At 65.9% G+C, this 19574-nt stretch carries 28 protein-coding genes; 27 read left to right on the forward strand and 1 reads right to left on the reverse strand.

Going from position 1 to position 19574, the window contains the following annotated elements; translation table 11 throughout:
* Positions 1-369: 369 nt before the first annotated feature.
* The 4 genes from rpsL to tuf all read left to right on the forward strand — a co-directional run bounded on the left by rpsL (position 370) and on the right by tuf (position 4735).
* Positions 370-741, forward strand: a complete 372-nt coding sequence (gene rpsL / locus ACWGO0_RS09765; RefSeq protein ID WP_003948652.1) for a 30S ribosomal protein S12 — start codon at positions 370-372, stop codon at positions 739-741.
* A gap of 2 nt (positions 742-743) precedes the next feature.
* Positions 744-1214 (forward strand): 30S ribosomal protein S7, encoded by a 471-nt coding sequence (gene rpsG / locus ACWGO0_RS09770; RefSeq protein ID WP_014154599.1) that lies wholly within the window; start codon positions 744-746, stop codon positions 1212-1214.
* Between the two features lie 38 nt (positions 1215-1252).
* Positions 1253-3382: an elongation factor G gene (fusA, locus tag ACWGO0_RS09775; RefSeq protein WP_328905318.1), complete on the forward strand. Its 2130-nt coding sequence runs from the start codon at positions 1253-1255 to the stop codon at positions 3380-3382.
* A gap of 159 nt (positions 3383-3541) precedes the next feature.
* Positions 3542-4735 carry an elongation factor Tu gene (gene tuf / locus ACWGO0_RS09780; protein WP_453530674.1) on the forward strand — a complete coding sequence of 398 codons (1194 nt, stop codon included), beginning with the start codon at positions 3542-3544 and terminating at the stop codon, positions 4733-4735.
* Between the two features lie 118 nt (positions 4736-4853).
* On the opposite strand, the gene ACWGO0_RS09785 is transcribed toward tuf, so the two are convergent.
* Positions 4854-6905 carry a PIG-L family deacetylase gene (locus tag ACWGO0_RS09785; protein ID WP_453530677.1) on the reverse strand — a complete coding sequence of 684 codons (2052 nt, stop codon included), beginning with the start codon at positions 6903-6905 and terminating at the stop codon, positions 4854-4856.
* 593 nt (positions 6906-7498) lie between these two features.
* On the opposite strand from ACWGO0_RS09785, the gene rpsJ reads away from it, so the two are divergent.
* The 23 genes from rpsJ to ACWGO0_RS09900 all read left to right on the forward strand — a co-directional run bounded on the left by rpsJ (position 7499) and on the right by ACWGO0_RS09900 (position 19411).
* Positions 7499-7807, forward strand: a complete 309-nt coding sequence (rpsJ, locus tag ACWGO0_RS09790) for a 30S ribosomal protein S10 (protein WP_003948644.1) — start codon at positions 7499-7501, stop codon at positions 7805-7807.
* 14 nt (positions 7808-7821) lie between these two features.
* On the forward strand, positions 7822-8466 hold the full coding sequence (gene rplC / locus ACWGO0_RS09795) for a 50S ribosomal protein L3 (RefSeq protein WP_328905321.1): 645 nt from the start codon (positions 7822-7824) through the stop codon (positions 8464-8466).
* A 4-nt stretch (positions 8467-8470) separates the two neighbouring features.
* Positions 8471-9121 (forward strand): 50S ribosomal protein L4, encoded by a 651-nt coding sequence (gene rplD, locus ACWGO0_RS09800; RefSeq protein ID WP_453530680.1) that lies wholly within the window; start codon positions 8471-8473, stop codon positions 9119-9121.
* Positions 9121-9459 carry a 50S ribosomal protein L23 gene (gene rplW / locus ACWGO0_RS09805; RefSeq protein WP_328905323.1) on the forward strand — a complete coding sequence of 113 codons (339 nt, stop codon included), beginning with the start codon at positions 9121-9123 and terminating at the stop codon, positions 9457-9459. Before rplD ends, rplW begins: the two co-directional genes overlap by 1 nt.
* A gap of 40 nt (positions 9460-9499) precedes the next feature.
* Positions 9500-10336 (forward strand): 50S ribosomal protein L2, encoded by an 837-nt coding sequence (gene rplB, locus ACWGO0_RS09810; protein ID WP_003966957.1) that lies wholly within the window; start codon positions 9500-9502, stop codon positions 10334-10336.
* A gap of 12 nt (positions 10337-10348) precedes the next feature.
* Complete coding sequence (gene rpsS, locus ACWGO0_RS09815) at positions 10349-10630, forward strand: 30S ribosomal protein S19 (protein ID WP_003966956.1); 282 nt, start codon at positions 10349-10351, stop codon at positions 10628-10630.
* A 43-nt stretch (positions 10631-10673) separates the two neighbouring features.
* Positions 10674-11021: a 50S ribosomal protein L22 gene (rplV, locus tag ACWGO0_RS09820; RefSeq protein ID WP_004571827.1), complete on the forward strand. Its 348-nt coding sequence runs from the start codon at positions 10674-10676 to the stop codon at positions 11019-11021.
* On the forward strand, positions 11021-11869 hold the full coding sequence (rpsC, locus tag ACWGO0_RS09825) for a 30S ribosomal protein S3 (RefSeq protein ID WP_453530684.1): 849 nt from the start codon (positions 11021-11023) through the stop codon (positions 11867-11869). The genes rplV and rpsC overlap by 1 nt, the downstream gene beginning before the upstream one ends.
* Before the next feature lie 5 nt (positions 11870-11874).
* Positions 11875-12294, forward strand: a complete 420-nt coding sequence (gene rplP, locus ACWGO0_RS09830; protein WP_014154587.1) for a 50S ribosomal protein L16 — start codon at positions 11875-11877, stop codon at positions 12292-12294.
* A complete protein-coding gene (gene rpmC, locus ACWGO0_RS09835; RefSeq protein WP_014047786.1) occupies positions 12294-12518 on the forward strand; it encodes a 50S ribosomal protein L29 in 225 nt (74 codons plus the stop codon). Before rplP ends, rpmC begins: the two co-directional genes overlap by 1 nt.
* Positions 12518-12802, forward strand: coding sequence for a 30S ribosomal protein S17 (gene rpsQ / locus ACWGO0_RS09840; protein ID WP_453530689.1), 285 nt, complete (start codon positions 12518-12520; stop codon positions 12800-12802). Before rpmC ends, rpsQ begins: the two co-directional genes overlap by 1 nt.
* 106 nt (positions 12803-12908) lie before the next feature.
* Entirely contained in the window at positions 12909-13277 is a 369-nt protein-coding gene (gene rplN / locus ACWGO0_RS09845; protein WP_003966950.1) for a 50S ribosomal protein L14, read from the forward strand.
* Positions 13278-13279: 2 nt separating this feature from the next.
* Positions 13280-13603, forward strand: coding sequence for a 50S ribosomal protein L24 (rplX, locus tag ACWGO0_RS09850; RefSeq protein ID WP_018550616.1), 324 nt, complete (start codon positions 13280-13282; stop codon positions 13601-13603).
* Positions 13603-14160 carry a 50S ribosomal protein L5 gene (gene rplE / locus ACWGO0_RS09855; RefSeq protein ID WP_073718383.1) on the forward strand — a complete coding sequence of 186 codons (558 nt, stop codon included), beginning with the start codon at positions 13603-13605 and terminating at the stop codon, positions 14158-14160. The genes rplX and rplE overlap by 1 nt, the downstream gene beginning before the upstream one ends.
* Positions 14161-14162: 2 nt before the next feature.
* Positions 14163-14348, forward strand: a complete 186-nt coding sequence (locus ACWGO0_RS09860; protein WP_003948630.1) for a type Z 30S ribosomal protein S14 — start codon at positions 14163-14165, stop codon at positions 14346-14348.
* 224 nt (positions 14349-14572) lie between these two features.
* On the forward strand, positions 14573-14971 hold the full coding sequence (gene rpsH, locus ACWGO0_RS09865) for a 30S ribosomal protein S8 (protein ID WP_028439249.1): 399 nt from the start codon (positions 14573-14575) through the stop codon (positions 14969-14971).
* A 21-nt stretch (positions 14972-14992) separates the two neighbouring features.
* Complete coding sequence (gene rplF / locus ACWGO0_RS09870) at positions 14993-15532, forward strand: 50S ribosomal protein L6 (protein WP_073718381.1); 540 nt, start codon at positions 14993-14995, stop codon at positions 15530-15532.
* Positions 15533-15535: 3 nt separating this feature from the next.
* On the forward strand, positions 15536-15919 hold the full coding sequence (gene rplR, locus ACWGO0_RS09875; RefSeq protein ID WP_328905327.1) for a 50S ribosomal protein L18: 384 nt from the start codon (positions 15536-15538) through the stop codon (positions 15917-15919).
* A gap of 47 nt (positions 15920-15966) precedes the next feature.
* Complete coding sequence (gene rpsE, locus ACWGO0_RS09880) at positions 15967-16569, forward strand: 30S ribosomal protein S5 (protein WP_173315042.1); 603 nt, start codon at positions 15967-15969, stop codon at positions 16567-16569.
* Positions 16569-16751 (forward strand): 50S ribosomal protein L30, encoded by a 183-nt coding sequence (rpmD, locus tag ACWGO0_RS09885; protein ID WP_015610734.1) that lies wholly within the window; start codon positions 16569-16571, stop codon positions 16749-16751. The genes rpsE and rpmD overlap by 1 nt, the downstream gene beginning before the upstream one ends.
* 1 nt (position 16752) lies before the next feature.
* Positions 16753-17208, forward strand: a complete 456-nt coding sequence (gene rplO / locus ACWGO0_RS09890; RefSeq protein ID WP_014047794.1) for a 50S ribosomal protein L15 — start codon at positions 16753-16755, stop codon at positions 17206-17208.
* A 224-nt stretch (positions 17209-17432) separates the two neighbouring features.
* Positions 17433-18752, forward strand: coding sequence for a preprotein translocase subunit SecY (gene secY, locus ACWGO0_RS09895; RefSeq protein ID WP_453530697.1), 1320 nt, complete (start codon positions 17433-17435; stop codon positions 18750-18752).
* Positions 18752-19411 (forward strand): adenylate kinase, encoded by a 660-nt coding sequence (locus ACWGO0_RS09900; RefSeq protein WP_453530700.1) that lies wholly within the window; start codon positions 18752-18754, stop codon positions 19409-19411. The genes secY and ACWGO0_RS09900 overlap by 1 nt, the downstream gene beginning before the upstream one ends.
* Positions 19412-19574 lie beyond the last annotated feature (163 nt).

The following is a 19574-nucleotide window of genomic DNA, read 5'->3' on the forward strand; positions in this document are numbered from 1 at the left end:
TACCACCGTGACGGCCTCCTGCCGGTCCTGTGCGAGGTCGCGGCCGTGAGGTCGGGCGGGCAGGTGCCCGGAGTGCGGGGGAGTGGTGCTGCGGAGCCCGTACGGGACCGGCCGCGCGCCGGTTCGCTGTGGTGGACAGCATTTGTTTTGACCGGAGTCCGTGAGGTAGGTACGCTCAAGCCTTGTGCCTGGGGTGTGCCTGGGCTCGGGTGCGTGTCCTCAACCGCATGGCGAGTCCGTAAGTGGCCACCGCAATCAGCGCTTTTCCTGCTCTCGGGCGGGAGTGCGCAGTATTCGACACACCCGACCGCGTGGGTCGGTGGGTTCCAGGTTAGTTTCAACGAACGGCACACAGAAACCGGAGAAGTAGTGCCTACGATCCAGCAGCTGGTCCGGAAGGGCCGGCAGGACAAGGTCGAGAAGAACAAGACACCCGCGCTCGAGGGTTCGCCCCAGCGTCGTGGTGTCTGCACGCGTGTGTTCACGACCACCCCGAAGAAGCCGAACTCGGCGCTCCGTAAGGTCGCGCGTGTGCGTCTGACCTCCGGTATCGAGGTCACGGCCTACATCCCGGGTGAGGGACACAACCTGCAGGAGCACTCCATCGTGCTCGTGCGTGGTGGCCGTGTGAAGGACCTGCCGGGTGTTCGCTACAAGATCATCCGCGGCTCGCTCGACACCCAGGGTGTCAAGAACCGCAAGCAGGCCCGAAGCCGCTACGGCGCCAAGAAGGAGAAGTAAGAATGCCTCGTAAGGGCCCCGCCCCGAAGCGCCCGGTCATCATTGACCCGGTCTACAGCTCTCCTCTTGTCACCTCGCTGATCAACAAGATCCTCCTCGACGGCAAGCGTTCCACCGCCGAGCGGATCGTGTACGGCGCCATGGAAGGCCTCCGCGAGAAGACCGGCGCTGACCCGGTCATCACGCTGAAGCGCGCGCTTGAGAACGTCAAGCCCTCGCTCGAGGTCAAGTCCCGCCGTGTCGGTGGCGCCACCTACCAGGTGCCGATCGAGGTCAAGCCCGGTCGCGCCGCCACCCTCTCGCTGCGCTGGATCGTGGGTTACTCCCGCGCCCGTCGCGAGAAGACGATGACCGAGCGCCTCATGAACGAGCTGCTCGACGCCTCCAACGGTCTTGGCGCTGCCGTCAAGAAGCGCGAGGACACCCACAAGATGGCCGAGTCGAACAAGGCCTTCGCGCACTACCGCTGGTAGTCGCTTACCCCATCGAGACCGAGAGAAGATTGAGCCTTATGGCCACCACTTCGCTTGACCTGGCCAAGGTCCGCAACATTGGGATCATGGCCCACATCGACGCGGGCAAGACGACCACCACCGAGCGGATCCTCTTCTACACCGGTGTGAGCTACAAGATCGGTGAAGTCCACGACGGCGCAGCCACGATGGACTGGATGGAGCAGGAGCAGGAGCGCGGCATCACGATCACGTCTGCCGCGACGACCTGTCACTGGCCGCTCAATGAGGTTGATCACACGATCAACATCATTGACACCCCCGGTCACGTCGACTTCACCGTCGAGGTGGAGCGTTCGCTCCGCGTCCTCGACGGTGCCGTCACCGTGTTCGACGGTGTGGCGGGCGTCGAGCCCCAGTCCGAGACTGTCTGGCGTCAGGCGGACCGCTACGGCGTGCCGCGTATCTGCTTCGTCAACAAGCTCGACCGCACCGGTGCCGAGTTCCACCGCTGCGTCGACATGATCATCGACCGCCTCGGTGCGGTTCCGCTGGTCATGCAGCTTCCCATCGGCGCCGAAGCCGACTTCAAGGGTGTCGTCGACCTCGTGACGATGAAGGCCTTTGTCTGGTCGGAAGAGGCCGCCAAGGGCGAGATGTACGACACCGTCGACATCCCGGACACCCACGTCGAGGCAGCCGAGGAGTGGCGCGGCAAGCTGCTCGAGGCCGTCTCCGAGAACGACGACGAGATGATGGAGCTGTACCTGGAGGGCGTCGAGCCTTCCGTGGACCAGCTCTACGCGGCGATCCGCCGTATCACCCTCGCGTCGAAGGGTTCGGCCGACTCCGTCACCGTCACCCCGGTGTTCTGTGGCACGGCGTTCAAGAACAAGGGCGTCCAGCCCCTGCTCGACGCGGTCGTCCGCTACCTGCCTTCCCCCCTGGACGTCGAGGCCATTGAGGGCCACGACGTCAAGGACCCGGAGAAGGTCGTCAAGCGTCAGCCGTCGGACGACGAGCCGTTCTCCGGCCTGGCGTTCAAGATCGCGAGCGACCCGCACCTGGGCAAGCTCACCTTCGTCCGGATCTACTCCGGTCGCCTCGAGGCCGGCACCGCGGTGCTGAACTCGGTCAAGGGCAAGAAGGAGCGCATCGGGAAGATCTACCGTATGCACGCGAACAAGCGTGAGGAGATCCCCTCGGTGGGCGCCGGTGACATCGTCGCCGTCATGGGCCTGAAGCAGACCACCACCGGTGAGACGCTGTGTGACGACAAGAGCCCGGTCATCCTGGAGTCCATGGACTTCCCGGCGCCGGTCATTCAGGTCGCCATCGAGCCCAAGTCCAAGGGTGACCAGGAGAAGCTGGGTGTCGCCATCCAGCGCCTCTCGGAGGAGGACCCCTCCTTCCAGGTGCACTCCGACGAGGAGACCGGCCAGACCATCATCGGTGGTATGGGCGAGCTTCACCTCGAGGTGCTCGTCGACCGCATGAGGCGCGAGTTCCGCGTCGAGGCGAATGTCGGCAAGCCGCAGGTCGCTTACCGCGAGACGATTCGCAAGACCGTCGAGCGCATTGACTACACGCACAAGAAGCAGACTGGTGGTACCGGCCAGTTCGCGAAGGTGCAGATCGCCCTCGAGCCCATCGAGGGTGGCGACTCGTCCTACGAGTTCGTCAACAAGGTCACCGGTGGCCGCATCCCCCGTGAGTACATTCCCTCGGTGGACGCGGGTGCCCAGGAAGCCATGCAGTTCGGCATCCTGGCCGGTTACGAGATGGTCGGCGTCCGCGTCACCCTTCTCGACGGTGGTTACCACGAGGTCGACTCCTCCGAGCTCGCCTTCAAGATCGCCGGTTCGCAGGCGTTCAAGGAGGGTGCTCGCAAGGCGTCCCCCGTACTTCTTGAGCCGATGATGGCCGTCGAGGTCACCACGCCCGAGGACTACATGGGTGACGTGATCGGCGACCTCAACTCCCGCCGTGGCCAGATCCAGGCCATGGAGGAGCGCAGCGGCGCTCGCGTCGTGAAGGGCCTCGTGCCCCTCTCGGAGATGTTCGGCTACGTCGGAGACCTCCGCAGCAAGACCTCGGGTCGCGCAAGCTACTCGATGCAGTTCGACTCCTACGCCGAGGTTCCGCGGAACGTCGCCGAGGAGATCATCGCGAAGGCCAAGGGCGAGTAACTCTCCCGAGTTGACGCTTTAGGCTTATCACCGGAGCCCGGTGGGGCATTTGACGCGACGCGCGAGCGATGCGGCGAATGCCCCCGGGCCCCGGCATCCCAGCAAAGATCACCTGGCGCCGATGAAGCAAGGCGTACAGAACCACTCAGGAGGACCCCAGTGGCGAAGGCAAAGTTCGAGCGGACTAAGCCGCACGTCAACATCGGCACCATCGGTCACATCGACCACGGTAAGACGACCCTCACGGCCGCCATTACCAAGGTGCTGCACGACGCGTACCCGGACCTGAACGAGGCCTCGGCCTTCGACCAGATCGACAAGGCGCCGGAAGAGCGCCAGCGTGGTATCACCATCTCCATCGCGCACGTCGAGTACCAGACGGAGTCGCGTCACTACGCGCACGTCGACTGCCCGGGTCACGCCGACTACATCAAGAACATGATCACGGGTGCCGCGCAGATGGACGGCGCGATCCTCGTGGTTGCCGCCACCGACGGCCCGATGCCGCAGACCAAGGAGCACGTGCTCCTGGCCCGCCAGGTCGGCGTCCCCTACATCGTCGTCGCGCTGAACAAGGCCGACATGGTGGACGACGAGGAGATCCTGGAGCTCGTCGAGCTCGAGGTTCGTGAGCTCCTCTCCGAGTACGAGTTCCCGGGCGACGACCTTCCGGTCGTCAAGGTCTCGGCGCTCAAGGCTCTTGAGGGCGACAAGGAGTGGGGCCAGACCGTCCTCGACCTGATGAAGGCCGTCGACGAGTCGATCCCGCAGCCCGAGCGTGACGTCGAGAAGCCGTTCCTCATGCCGATCGAGGACGTCTTCACGATCACCGGTCGTGGCACCGTCGTCACCGGTCGTATCGAGCGTGGTGTCCTCAAGGTCAACGAGACCGTCGACATCGTCGGTATCAAGACCGAGAAGGTCACCACCACGGTCACCGGTATCGAGATGTTCCGCAAGCTGCTCGACGAGGGCCAGGCCGGTGAGAACGTCGGTCTGCTTCTCCGTGGCATCAAGCGCGAGGACGTCGAGCGCGGCCAGGTCATCATCAAGCCGGGTTCGGTCACGCCTCACACCGAGTTCGTGGCGCAGTCCTACATCCTGTCGAAGGACGAGGGTGGCCGTCACACCCCGTTCTTCAACAACTACCGCCCGCAGTTCTACTTCCGTACCACGGACGTAACGGGCGTTGTGACCCTTCCCGAGGGCACCGAGATGGTCATGCCGGGCGACAACACCCTCATGAACGTCTCGCTGATCCAGCCCGTCGCCATGGAAGAGGGCCTGAAGTTCGCCATCCGTGAGGGTGGCCGGACCGTGGGCGCCGGCCAGGTCACCTCGATCGTCAAGTAATTACTTGACTGTCTGACCTGGTTGCTCCGCACAGAGCACCGAGAAGGGCCCCGGCCCGCCGCGCAAGCGGTGGACCGGGGCCCTTCTTCATGTGCGGTGTCTACGGAATGTGCGGTGTCTACGGCCGCCAGATCCAGGGCACCGCGTCCGACCCCAGGCCCACCACGGCCGGCCTGCCGTCGGCGCCGATGTGGAGCGCGGTCCCGTCCAGGGCCGCCGGCCCCCGGGTCCGTACGTGGAGTCCCCTGCCGGTACGGAGCTGGACCAGGCCCTCCGCCGTGCGGCCGAGCAGCACCGGGCCGAGCGGGGAGGGTGAGACGCCGACGGGCCCGTACCCGTCGAAGTCGTCCCGCTCAACGACGCCTCCCGGACGCACGACCGTCAGTCCGGGCTCCGCCTGCGCGCGGTAGTACACCTCCACCGACCCGTCAGCGGCCGTGAGCGCGGCAGGCGCCACACCGGGCACGGGCGGCCCGTCGAACTGGGTGCGGGCGGTCAGCGGCTCGCCCGGTGCGTCCTGCGTCCAGTGGTGCACCGCGTGATGGCCCGCCGCGAAGACATGGACGCGGCCCTGCCCGTCGACCGCGGTCCCGAAGCCGTCCTGCACCTGCCCGCCACCGGTGTCACGCCACCCGCTCCACCGCCCCGACGTGGCCCGCACCCGCGTACTGAGCCCGCCCTCGGCGTTCCGTACGAAGAGATGGACGCGTCCGTCGGGGGAGGCGAGAGCGACCGGGATGCCGATCCGGCGCCCGTGGTCCTGGCCGTGGGCCGGATTGCCGAGACCCCGCCAGGGCCGGAAACCGCCGCCGGGGGAGCGCTGCTCCAGCAGCACGATCTCGCGCTCGTTGTCACTGCCGTGCCCGCCGAGAGCGGCGAAGCGCAGCCCGAACAGCAGCTGCCGGCCGTCGGAGAGGGCCGCCGAACCGAGTACGGGGGCGAGCGGGCCGCCGCCGAGGTCCTCGGGCTCGTCCCAGCTCCCGCTGCCCGGCGCGCTCTCGATCCACCGGACCGCCCGCAGCCCCAGCACCCCGTACGCGACGAGCCGCCCGTCCGGCTCGGCGGCGAGGGCGGTCCTGGCTCCCGGGTAGCGGTGGTGGGTGGAGCGGACCCAGCCCTTCCTGTTGGTCAGCGGCCGGTCGCCGCCCACGTTGTAGTCCCCGCAGCCCCCCGGGTTGCCGCACTCCCAGTCGGGGGAGCCGCCGTACGGGACGAGGTGGCCCGCCTTCCGCGCGAGCACGGCGGGCGGCAGGTTCTTCGGCCAGTGGCGGTTGTAGTAGCCCCGGAACGAGGTGGCCACGAAGGCGGGCACGGTACTGCCGCTCCCGGTCGAGCGGGCCGCCCAGCGGATCATGGCCGCCCAGGCGAAGCAGGCCGCCGCGGTGTGGTCGGCGTGGTCGGAGTACCCCCGCTGCTCGCTGTCCCGCCGGCGGACCGCCTCGGTGCTGTGCTGGATGTCCGGATCGGGGTCCAGGGTGTGGACGACCGTCGGCCGGTACTGCTCCAGCAGCCCCGTGAGTACGTCGACGAGACCCTCGTACGTATACGAACCCGCCCTGTGCAGAGGGGAGTTGTCCGCGACGACGGTACGCAGGACGCGGTGCCGGTCGCGCCAGAGGCTCGGCAGTCCGAGCCGTCGGTACGAGGTGTGCATGGCGGTGTTGAGGAAGATCAGCTCGACCCGGCGGCCGCCGTCGACGAGGACGTCGGTCTCGGCCCGGTGGTGCCCGTGCAGGGTCGCCACGGAGCGCTGCCAGGGGGTGAACCTGTCGAGGCCGAGCAGGGTGGCGTACGCCTGCCGGAGTCCCTGGTGGCGTGCGGAGGAGTACGCGGACCTGTCCGCGGCCGGGCGGGGCCCACCGGGGATCCTGTTGACGCCGTCGGCCTCGCCCGCTGTGAGGTAGACGCAGACCAGGGGCGTCCCGGAGTCGAGGGTCTGGCGGGCGTCCGGGTTCATGAAGTACAGGTCGTCGTCCGGGTGGGCGAGGATCTGCATCAGCCGGGCCCGCCCGGATGTGCTGATCGGGAAACCCGGAGCCGGATTCGGCATCGGGTTCCGGCGCCGGGGGGCCGGTACGGAACAGGCGGTGAGCGCCACAAGACCGGTGGCCGCAATCACCGCCGTCCGCCGCCGTACTCCGACTGTGGGCAGAGCAGGTCGATCCGTCACGCCGCGCACCCTTCGCGTTCCGCTTCCCCCGCAGCGGGCGTATGGGGTGCCCTGGGCTGCGTACCACTGCTTCGACGCAGGTCACGGCGGGTCGGGCCGGTCCTGCGAGGGGATAGACGGACGCGGGGGCGTAAGGGTTGCCCGGCTCAGGCCGGGAGTGGGCGGATCACGAGGACGCGGAGGCGGCGGCGGGAACGGCCCGCGTTTGACCATCCGGGCACGGGGGGTAAGATCCTCCGCCCGATTGGCCAGGCTCACGCCCCGTATGGCACACTGACCAGGTTGCTCGGTTGAGTGTCAATGTTGCGCGCCTCCCGCCGGGAGGACCGGAAGCGAGTCCCACGGTACTCGTCGACCCCATGCGGGTCGGACGTACGGGAATCTTTCGGGAAGTTCAGCAGGGCGCCGGCCAGGCACCCGGTGGGTGTTCCGCCCCCGGTCGCGAGGTCTAAGGCCCGCACCCCCTTGGTTGGGAAATCCTTCGGGAGATCTTCGTAGAGGGGATGCGACACGCCCGACCGCGTGGGTCGGAGACGGAGTTACGAGAACCCCCGGGTTCCAGAGCGTTATGAGAGACAGGACTACTAGTAGCCATGGCGGGACAGAAGATCCGCATCCGGCTCAAGGCCTACGACCACGAGGTCATCGATTCCTCGGCGAAGAAGATCGTCGAGACGGTGACCCGCACTGGTGCGTCGGTCGCGGGCCCGGTGCCGCTGCCCACTGAGAAGAACGTGTACTGCGTCATCAAGTCGCCGCACAAGTACAAGGACTCTCGCGAGCACTTCGAGATGCGCACCCACAAGCGCCTCATCGACATTCTCGACCCCACGCCGAAGACGGTTGACTCGCTGATGCGCCTCGACCTGCCGGCTGGCGTCGACATCGAGATCAAGCTCTGAGGGGACGGGCCGAGATGAGCAAGAACATCAAGGGCGTCCTGGGCGAGAAGCTCGGTATGACCCAGGTCTGGGACGAGAACAACCGGGTTGTCCCGGTGACCGTCGTCAAGGCCGGGCCGTGCGTCGTGACGCAGGTTCGTACGAACGACAGCGACGGCTACGAGTCGGTCCAGATCGCCTTCGGCGAGATCGACCCGCGCAAGGTGAACAAGCCCCTCAAGGGCCACTTCGCCAAGGCCGACGTGACCCCCCGCCGCCACCTGGTGGAGCTCCGCACCCCTGACTCCAGCGAGTACACGCTGGGCCAGGAGATCACTGCCGAGGTGTTCGAGTCCGGCGTCAAGGTTGACGTCACGGGCAAGAGCAAGGGCAAGGGCTTCGCCGGTGTCATGAAGCGTCACAACTTCAAGGGCCTCGGCGCCGGTCACGGCGTCCAGCGCAAGCACCGTTCCCCCGGTTCGATCGGTGGCTGCGCCACCCCTGGGCGTGTCTTCAAGGGCATGCGCATGGCCGGCCGGATGGGTAACGAGCGCGTCACCACCCAGAACCTGACCATCCACGCGGTTGACGCGGAGAAGGGTCTGCTCCTCATCAAGGGCGCAGTCCCCGGTCCGAACGGCGGCCTCGTCCTGGTCCGTACCGCGGCCAAGGGGGCTTGAGGTAATGAGCACCATTGACATCCTTTCGCCGGCAGGCGACAAGGCCGGTACCGTCGAGCTCCCCGCGGAGATCTTCGACGCGAAGACCAGCGTTCCGCTGATCCACCAGGTCGTTGTCGCACAGCTGGCAGCTGCCCGTCAGGGCACGCACAAGACCAAGCGTCGCGGCGAAGTCCGTGGTGGTGGCCGCAAGCCTTACCGCCAGAAGGGCACCGGCCGCGCGCGCCAGGGTTCGACCCGTGCGCCGCAGTTCGCAGGCGGTGGCGTCGTCCACGGCCCGCAGCCGCGCGACTACTCGCAGCGCACCCCGAAGAAGATGAAGGCCGCCGCCCTGCGCGGTGCCCTCTCCGACCGGGCGCGTCACTCCCGTATCCACGTCGTCACCGGCGTGGTCGAGGGTGGAGTTTCCACGAAGGCCGCCAAGACGCTGCTCGGCAAGATCTCGGAGCGCTCCAACCTGCTCCTGGTCGTCGACCGCGCCGACGAGGCCGCGTGGCTGTCCGCACGCAACCTGCCCCAGGTGCACATCCTGGAGCCGGGCCAGCTGAACACGTACGACGTGATCGTCTCTGACGACGTGGTCTTCACCCAGGCCGCTTTCGAGTCCTTCGTGTCTGGCCCCCAGACCGCTGAGACCGAAGGGAGCGACGCCTGATGAGCGAGGCGACCGTTACCAGCTCGACCATCACGAGCAAGACCTACTCGGACCCGCGTGACGTTCTCGTCAAGCCGGTTGTCTCCGAGAAGAGCTACGCGCTGCTCGACGAGAACAAGTACACGTTCATCGTCGCGCCCGGCTCCAACAAGACCCAGATCAAGCAGGCCGTGGAAGCGGTCTTCTCGGTCAAGGTCACCGGGGTCAACACGATCAACCGGCAGGGTAAGCGCAAGCGCACCAAGACCGGCTTCGGCAAGCGCGCTGACACCAAGCGCGCCATCGTGACCCTTGCCGAGGGCGACCGTATCGACATCTTCGGCGGTCCGACCGCCTAACGGCGGTCTGGATCGTCCGGAATCGGACGAGGACTGAGAAATGGGAATCCGCAAGTACAAGCCGACGACCCCGGGCCGTCGTGGCTCCAGCGTCGCCGACTTTGTCGAGATCACGCGGTCCACGCCGGAGAAGTCGCTGGTCCGCCCCCTGCACAGCAAGGGCGGCCGTAACAACGCCGGTCGTGTGACCGTTCGCCACCAGGGCGGTGGCCACAAGCGCGCCTACCGAGTGATCGACTTCCGTCGTCACGACAAGGACGGCGTGCCGGCCAAGGTCGCGCACATCGAGTACGACCCGAACCGCACCGCGCGCATCGCGCTGCTGCACTACGCGGACGGCGAGAAGCGTTACATCGTCGCTCCCCGTGGCCTGTCGCAGGGTGACCGTGTCGAGAACGGTCCGACCGCAGACATCAAGCCCGGTAACAACCTGGCGCTGCGCAACATCCCGGTCGGTACGACCATCCACGCCATCGAGCTGCGGCCCGGCGGCGGCGCGAAGTTCGCCCGTTCCGCGGGTGCCTCCGTGCAGCTGCTGGCGAAGGAGGGCACCATGGCCCACCTTCGTATGCCTTCCGGTGAGATCCGCCTGGTCGACGCCCGCTGCCGCGCCACCATCGGTGAGGTCGGCAACGCCGAGCAGTCGAACATCAACTGGGGCAAGGCCGGCCGTATGCGCTGGAAGGGCGTTCGCCCGACCGTCCGCGGTGTCGCGATGAACCCGGTTGACCACCCGCACGGTGGTGGTGAAGGCAAGACCTCCGGTGGACGTCACCCGGTCTCGCCGTGGGGTCAGAAGGAAGGTCGTACTCGTTCGCCGAAGAAGGCATCGAACAAGTACATCGTCCGCCGCCGCAAGACGAACAAGAAGCGCTAGGAGCGGGTTTAGATGCCGCGCAGTCTCAAGAAGGGGCCCTTCGTCGACGGCCACCTCATCAAGAAGGTGGACGTACAGAACGAGGCAGGCACCAAGAACGTCATCAAGACCTGGTCCCGTCGCTCGATGATCGTCCCGGCAATGCTGGGCCACACCATCGCGGTGCACAACGGCAAGATCCATGTCCCGGTGTTCGTCACCGAGTCGATGGTCGGCCACAAGCTCGGCGAGTTCTCGCCGACTCGCACCTTCCGCGGCCACGTCAAGGACGACCGGAAGTCGAAGCGCCGCTAAGCGCGGGGTGGAAACGACTATGACTTACACCGAAGGGACAACCATGGAAGCCAGGGCCCAGGCGCGGTACATCCGCGTCACGCCCATGAAGGCCCGCCGAGTGGTGGACCTCATCCGTGGCATGGATGCCACGGAGGCTCAGGCGGTCCTGCGTTTCGCCCCGCAGGCCGCGAGCGTGCCGGTTGGCAAGGTGCTTGACAGCGCCATTGCCAACGCTGCACACAACTACGACCACACCGACGCCTCTTCGCTGGTCATCAGCGAGGCGTACGTGGACGAGGGCCCGACCCTGAAGCGGTTCCGTCCGCGTGCTCAGGGCCGTGCCTACCGGATCCGTAAGCGGACCAGCCACATCACCGTGGTCGTCAGCAGCAAGGAAGGAACCCGGTAATGGGCCAGAAGGTTAACCCGCATGGGTTCCGGCTCGGCATTACCACGGACTTCAAGTCCCGTTGGTACGCCGACAAGCTGTACAAGGACTACGTCAAGGAAGACGTTGCCATTCGTCGCATGATGACGAAGGGCATGGAGCGTGCCGGTATCTCGAAGGTTGAGATCGAGCGCACCCGCGACCGCGTCCGCGTCGACATCCACACCGCCCGCCCGGGCATCGTCATCGGTCGCCGTGGCGCCGAGGCCGACCGCATCCGTGGCGAGCTGGAGAAGCTGACCGGCAAGCAGGTCCAGCTGAACATCCTCGAGGTCAAGAACCCCGAGGTTGACGCTCAGCTGGTGGCCCAGGCCGTCGCCGAGCAGCTCTCCTCCCGCGTCTCCTTCCGTCGTGCGATGCGTAAGAGCATGCAGAGCACGATGAAGGCCGGCGCCAAGGGCATCAAGATCCAGTGCGGCGGTCGCCTCGGCGGCGCCGAGATGTCCCGCTCGGAGTTCTACCGCGAGGGCCGCGTGCCCCTGCACACGCTCCGCGCGAACGTGGACTACGGCTTCTTCGAGGCCAAGACGACCTTCGGCCGTATCGGTGTGAAGGTCTGGATCTACAAGGGCGACGTCAAGAACATCGCCGAGGTCCGCGCCGAGAACGCTGCGGCCCGTGCGGGTAACCGCCCGGCCCGCGGTGGTGGCGGCGCTGGCGACCGCCCGGCCCGTGGTGGTGGCCGCGGTGGCGAGCGTGGCGGTCGCGGAGGCCGCAAGCCGCAGCAGTCCGCGCCGGCAGCGGAGGCCCCCAAGGCCGACGCTCCCGTCGCCGCTGCTCCGGCTGAGAGCACCGGAACGGAGGCCTGACCGAAATGCTGATCCCCCGTAGGGTCAAGCACCGCAAGCAGCACCACCCGAAGCGCAGCGGTATGTCCAAGGGTGGCACGCAGGTTGCGTTCGGCGAGTACGGCATCCAGGCGCTGTCCCCGGCGTACGTGACGAACCGCCAGATCGAGGCCGCTCGTATCGCGATGACCCGCCACATCAAGCGTGGCGGAAAGGTCTGGATCAACATTTATCCGGACCGCCCCCTGACGAAGAAGCCTGCCGAGACCCGCATGGGTTCCGGTAAGGGTTCTCCCGAGTGGTGGATCGCGAACGTCAAGCCCGGTCGGGTGATGTTCGAGCTGTCCTACCCGAACGAGAAGATTGCTCGTGAGGCGCTTACCCGCGCTGCTCACAAGCTTCCGATGAAGTGCCGGATCGTTCGGCGCGAGGCAGGTGAGTCGTGATGTCGGCCGGTACCAAGGCGTCCGAGCTGCGCGAACTGGGCAACGAGGAGCTCCTCAACAAGCTCCGCGAGGCCAAGGAAGAGCTGTTCAACCTCCGCTTCCAGGCGGCGACGGGCCAGCTCGAGAACCACGGTCGGCTCAAGTCCGTCCGTAAGGACATCGCCCGGATCTACACCCTGATGCGCGAGCGCGAGCTCGGCATCGAGACGGTGGAGAGCGTCTGATGAGCGAGAAGAATGTGACTGAGACGACTGAGCAGCGCGGTTTCCGCAAGACCCGTGAGGGTCTCGTCGTCAGCGACAAGATGGACAAGACCGTCGTCGTCGCTGTCGAGGACCGCGTCAAGCACGCGCTGTACGGCAAGGTCATCCGCCGTACCAACAAGCTCAAGGCCCACGACGAGCAGAACTCTGCCGGCGTCGGCGACCGTGTTGTCATCATGGAGACGCGGCCGCTGTCCGCGTCGAAGCGGTGGCGCATCGTCGAGATCCTCGAGAAGGCCAAGTAATCCCTGAGGGGGTTTCCCCTCAGGACAGTTCCGCCAGGCTCGGTGGGGGTCCGCTCCATAACGGAGTGGCCCCCGCCGGGAACCGGCAGACGATCAGGAGATAGACGTGATCCAGCAGGAGTCGCGACTTCGCGTCGCCGACAACACGGGTGCGAAGGAAATTCTCACCATCCGTGTTCTCGGTGGCTCGGGTCGCCGCTACGCGGGCATCGGTGACGTCATCGTCGCCACCGTCAAGGACGCAATCCCCGGTGGCAACGTGAAGAAGGGTGACGTCGTCAAGGCCGTCATCGTTCGCACCGTCAAGGAGCGTCGTCGTCAGGATGGCTCGTACATCCGCTTCGACGAGAACGCTGCCGTCATTCTGAAGAACGACGGCGACCCCCGCGGCACCCGTATCTTCGGCCCGGTGGGCCGAGAGCTGCGCGAGAAGAAGTTCATGAAGATCATCTCGCTCGCGCCGGAGGTGCTGTAAGCATGAAGATCAAGAAGGGCGACCTGGTTCAGGTCATCACCGGTAAGGACAAGGGCAAGCAGGGCAAGGTCATCGTTGCCTACCCTGCTCAGGACCGCGTCCTCGTCGAGGGTGTCAACCGGGTCAAGAAGCACACGAAGGCCGGTCAGACCGCTCGCGGTTCGCAGACCGGTGGCATTGTGACGACCGAGGCTCCGGTCCACGTCAGCAACGTGCAGCTGGTTGTTGAGAAGGACGGCAACAAGGTCGTTACTCGCGTCGGCTACCGCTTTGACGACGAGGGCAACAAGATCCGCGTTGCCAAGCGCACCGGTGAGGACATCTGATGACTACCACCACAGCGCCGCGTCTCAAGACGCGCTACCGCGAGGAAATCGCCGGCAAGCTGCGTGAGGAGTTCTCCTACGAGAACGTCATGCAGGTTCCCGGTCTGGTCAAGATCGTGGTCAACATGGGTGTGGGCGACGCCGCCCGCGACTCCAAGCTGATCGACGGGGCCGTCAAGGACCTCACCACGATCACCGGTCAGAAGCCGGCCGTCACCAAGGCCCGCAAGTCGATCGCGCAGTTCAAGCTGCGCGAGGGGCAGCCGATCGGCTGCCACGTCACCCTCCGTGGTGACCGCATGTGGGAGTTCCTGGACCGTACGCTGTCGCTCGCGCTTCCGCGTATCCGTGACTTCCGCGGCCTGTCGCCGAAGCAGTTCGACGGCCGTGGCAACTACACCTTCGGTCTCACGGAGCAGGTCATGTTCCACGAGATCGACCAGGACAAGATCGACCGGGTCCGGGGCATGGACATCACCGTGGTCACCACGGCGACCAACGACGACGAGGGTCGTGCCCTCCTTCGTCACCTCGGCTTCCCGTTCAAGGAGAACTGACCGTGGCGAAGAAGGCTCTGATCGCTAAGGCCGCCCGCAAGCCGAAGTTCGGCGTGCGCGGGTACACCCGCTGCCAGCGCTGCGGCCGGCCCCACTCCGTGTACCGCAAGTTCGGCCTGTGCCGCGTGTGCCTTCGTGAGATGGCTCACCGTGGCGAGCTGCCGGGCGTGACCAAGAGCTCCTGGTAATTCTCCTTCGCCCTTTGGGCGTTGGGATTACCCGGAGACTCTCGGTAAGCATCTGGTCGGCAGGAGCCCCTCCCTACATGCCGTAGGCTTGTGGGGTTGGGCGCCTGCCGCCCTAGACCGACTTACTACGCCGTAGGTCCCCGCACCGCACCCGTCCCGCCACTGAGTGGGGAGAGGGATGGCGCATACAGGAAACCCCGGCGAGAGAGGCCGAAGGCCAACTCATGACCATGACTGATCCCATCGCAGACATGCTCACGCGTCTGCGTAACGCGAACTCGGCGTATCACGACGATGTCGCAATGCCGCACAGCAAGATCAAGTCGCACATCGCGGAGATCCTCCAGCAGGAGGGCTTCATCACCGGCTGGAAGGTCGAGGACGCCGAGGTCGGCAAGAACCTCGTCCTCGAGCTGAAGTTCGGGCCCAACCGCGAGCGTTCGATCGCCGGCATCAAGCGAATCTCGAAGCCGGGTCTGCGTGTGTACGCAAAGTCCACCAACCTGCCGAAGGTTCTCGGCGGCCTGGGCGTGGCGATCATCTCCACGTCCCACGGTCTCCTGACCGGCCAGCAGGCCAGCAAGAAGGGCGTAGGTGGGGAAGTCCTCGCCTACGTCTGGTAGTCGGGAACGGAGGAATAGCTCATGTCGCGAATCGGCAAGCTCCCCATCCAGGTTCCCGCCGGTGTGGACGTCACCATCGATGGCCGCACGGTCGCGGTGAAGGGCCCCAAGGGCACCCTCTCGCACACCGTCGCAGCGCCGATCGAGGTCACCAAGGGTGAGGACGGCGTGCTCAACGTCGTCCGCCCTAACGACGAGCGTCAGAACAAGGCCCTTCACGGCCTGTCCCGCACGCTGGTGGCGAACATGATCACCGGCGTGACCGCGGGATACAGCAAGGCGCTCGAGATCAGCGGTGTCGGTTACCGAGTCCAGGCGAAGGGCTCCAATCTGGAGTTCGCCCTGGGCTACAGCCACTCGATTCTCATCGAGGCCCCTGAGGGCATCACCTTCAAGGTCGAGTCGCCCACGAAGTTCAGTGTCGAGGGCATCGACAAGCAGAAGGTCGGCGAGGTCTCCGCGAAGATCCGCAAGCTGCGGAAGCCGGACCCGTACAAGGCCAAGGGCGTCAAGTACGCCGGCGAGGTTGTCCGCCGCAAGGTCGGAAAGGCGGGTAAGTAAGCCATGGCATACGGTGTAAAGATCGCCAAGGGTGACGCCTACAAGCGTGCCGCCCTCAAGCGCCGCCACATCCGCGTCCGCAAGCACATCTCCGGTTCGCCGGAGCGGCCGCGCCTGGTTGTGACGCGTTCCAACCGCCACATGGTGGCTCAGGTCATCGACGACGTCGCGGGCCACACGCTCGCCTCGGCATCGACCCTGGACGCTTCCATCCGTGGTGGCGAGGGTGACAAGAGCACCCTGGCCAAGCAGGTCGGGGCCCTGGTCGCCGAGCGCGCCAAGGCCGCAGGCGTCGAGGCCGTCGTGTTTGACCGCGGTGGTAACCAGTACGCCGGGCGGATTGCCGCTCTGGCTGACGCCGCCCGTGAAGCCGGGCTGAAGTTCTAAGCCCCGGTTCCTACGCACAGCGTCCGTAACAGAGAGAGGTAATTCCAATGGCTGGACCCCAGCGCCGCGGAAGCGGTGCCGGTGGCGGCGAGCGGCGGGACCGGAAGGGCCGTGACGGTGGCGCCAGCGCCGCCGAGAAGACCGCGTACGTCGAGCGCGTCGTCGCGATCAACCGCGTCGCCAAGGTTGTGAAGGGTGGTCGTCGCTTCAGCTTCACCGCGCTGGTCGTGGTGGGCGATGGTGACGGCACCGTCGGTGTCGGATACGGCAAGGCCAAGGAAGTTCCCGCGGCCATCGCCAAGGGCGTTGAAGAGGCCAAGAAGAGCTTCTTCAAGGTTCCGCGTATCCAGGGCACCATTCCTCACCCGATCCAGGGCGAGAAGGCTGCGGGCGTCGTTCTGCTCAAGCCTGCTTCCCCCGGTACCGGTGTGATCGCGGGTGGCCCGGTGCGCGCCGTTCTGGAGTGCGCCGGCGTTCACGACATCCTGTCGAAGTCGCTCGGGTCTTCGAACCCGATCAACATCGTGCACGCGACCGTGGCGGCCCTTCAGGGCCTGCAGCGTCCCGAGGAGATCGCGGCTCGCCGTGGTCTGCCCCTCGAGGACGTCGCCCCCGCGGCTCTCCTCCGTGCTCGCGCGGCAGGTGTGTGATGGCTCGCCTCAAGATCACGCAGACGAAGTCGTACATCGGCAGCAAGCAGAACCACCGCGACACCCTGCGTTCGCTCGGGCTCAAGCGCCTGAACGACTCGGTTGTCAAGGAGGACCGCCCCGAGTTCCGCGGAATGGCTAACACCGTCCGCCACCTCGTGACGGTTGAGGAGGTTGACTGACATGGCGGAGAACAGCCCGCTGAAGGCCCACAACCTCCGGCCTGCCCCGGGCGCCAAGACCGCCAAGACCCGTGTGGGTCGTGGTGAGGCGTCCAAGGGTAAGACCGCAGGCCGTGGTACCAAGGGTACGAAGGCTCGTTACCAGGTTCCGGAGCGCTTCGAGGGTGGCCAGATGCCCCTCCACATGCGTCTCCCGAAGCTCAAGGGCTTCAAGAACCCGTTCCGCACGGAGTACCAGGTCGTGAACCTGGACAAGCTCGCGACGCTCTACCCCGAGGGTGGAGAGGTCACGGTGGCCGATCTGGTCGCCAAGGGCGCTGTGCGCAACAACCACCTCGTCAAGGTCCTCGGACAGGGCGAGATCTCCGTGGCACTGCAGGTTTCGGTTGACGCCGTCTCCGGCTCCGCCAAGGAGAAGATTGCCGCTGCTGGCGGCACTGTCACCGAGCTCGTCTGAGACAACTCGGACAAGCTGGTGGCCTGAACATCCGACCGGGGATGCCTCTCATATGGGGCATCCCCGGTTGGTCGTTCCTAGGGGGGCATGGTCGCCGGTAAGGTGGCCAGCGTTGTTGTGTGCTAACCCCCTGGGCGTCCGCCCGGGGACCTTTGACTGTTACCTAATCGTCGATCCTCAAGACCGTCACCTCTACGCATTGCGCGGGGGTCGCAGGAGGCACCGTGCTCACCGCGTTCGCCCGGGCGTTCAAGACGCCCGACCTGCGCAAGAAGCTGTTCTTCACGCTCGGCATCATCGTGCTCTACCGTCTCGGGGCACACATCCCCGTACCGGGAGTGAGCTACGAGAACGTCCAGACCTGTGTTGATCAGGCAAGCAAGGGCAACAACAGCCTCTTCGGCCTGGTGAACATGTTCAGCGGTGGTGCACTGCTGCAGATCACGATCTTCGCGCTCGGCATCATGCCGTACATCACGGCCAGCATCATTCTTCAGCTGCTGACCGTCGTCATCCCCAGGCTCGAAGCCCTCAAGAAGGAGGGACAGTCGGGCCAGGGCAAGATCACGCAGTACACGCGTTATCTGACCGTCGCGCTCGCCATCCTCCAGGGCACCGGCCTGGTGGCAACCGCTCGTAGCGGGGCTCTGTTCAGCGGCTGTCCTGTCGCCGACCAGATCGTTCCGAACCAGTCGATCTTCACAACGGTCGTGATGGTTCTCACCATGACCGCCGGAACTGCCGCCGTCATGTGGCTCGGTGAGCTCATCACCGACAAGGGCATCGGCAACGGCATGTCGATCCTGATGTTCATCTCGATCGCCGCCAGCTTCCCCGGGGCCCTGTGGGCCATCAAGACCAGCGGCAAGCTCGCGGACGGCTGGATCGAGTTCATCACGGTCATCCTGATCGGCTTCGTGATGGTCGGGCTCGTCGTCTTCGTCGAACAGGCCCAGCGCCGTATCCCGGTTCAGTACGCGAAGCGCATGATCGGCCGCAGGTCGTACGGCGGTACGTCCACGTATATCCCGCTGAAGGTGAACCAGGCGGGTGTGATTCCCGTCATCTTCGCTTCTTCGCTGCTCTACATCCCGGCCCTGATCGTCCAGTTCTCCAACTCCACTTCGGGCTGGGCGACATGGATTAAGGACCACTTCGTCAGCGGTGACCACCCGTACTACATCGTCACGTACTTCCTGTTGATCGTGTTCTTCGCCTTCTTCTATGTGGCGATCTCGTTCAACCCCGAGGAAGTCGCCGACAACATGAAGAAGTATGGTGGCTTCATCCCGGGTATCCGGGCTGGTCGCCCGACCGCCGAGTATCTGAGCTACGTGCTCAACAGGATCACTTGGCCGGGCTCGCTGTATCTGGGTCTGATCGCACTCGTGCCGACGATGGCGTTGGCGGGCTTCGGCGGTGCCAACCAGAACTTCCCGTTCGGCGGGACAAGCATCCTGATCATCGTGGGTGTGGGTCTGGAAACCGTGAAGCAGATCGAGAGTCAGCTCCAGCAGCGCAATTACGAAGGGTTCCTCCGCTGATGCGAATCGTCCTCGTCGGGCCGCCCGGTGCCGGCAAGGGAACGCAGGCTGCGTACCTTGCCCAGAACCTGTCGATTCCGCAGATCTCCACGGGCGACCTCTTCCGCGCCAACATCAGCCAGGGCACCGACCTTGGCAAGCAGGCCCGCGCCTACATGGACGCCGGTCAGCTGGTGCCGGACGAGGTCACCATCGGGATGGCCAAGGACCGCATGTCCCAGCCGGACGCCGTCAACGGCTTCCTGCTCGACGGCTTCCCCCGCAATGTGGGGCAGGCCGAGGCTCTCGACGGGATGCTCAAGGACGAGGGCACCGAGCTGGACGCGGTCCTGGACCTCGAGGTCCCCGAGGACGAGGTGGTCAAGCGCATCGCCGGCCGCCGCATCTGCCGGAACGAGGGCTCGCACGTCTTCCACGTGACGTACAACCCGCCGAAGACCGAGGGTGTCTGCGACACCTGCGGCGGCGAGCTGTACCAGCGGGACGACGACAGCGAGGAGACGGTTCGGACCCGGCTCGAGGTCTACCACACGCAGACCGAGCCGATCATCGACTACTACAGGGCCCAGGGCCTGGTGGTCACCATCTCCGCGCTCGGCAAGGTCACGGACGTGACCGAGCGGGCCATGGAGGCTCTCAACAAGTCCGACGAGGACTGAGAACCCCACAGCCCCCAAGCATCACCTTCACAGTCGGCCGCGGCGCCCCAGGGCGTGGCGGGCGACGGTTTGCGCCGTATCGTGGGGGACGCCGCACCCCTATACCACAGACGCCGAGTGGCGCCGAGCAATGGGGCAGATAAATAACCCCGAGCCAGTCTCT

Source organism: Streptomyces sp. NPDC055749 (assembly GCF_053617235.1).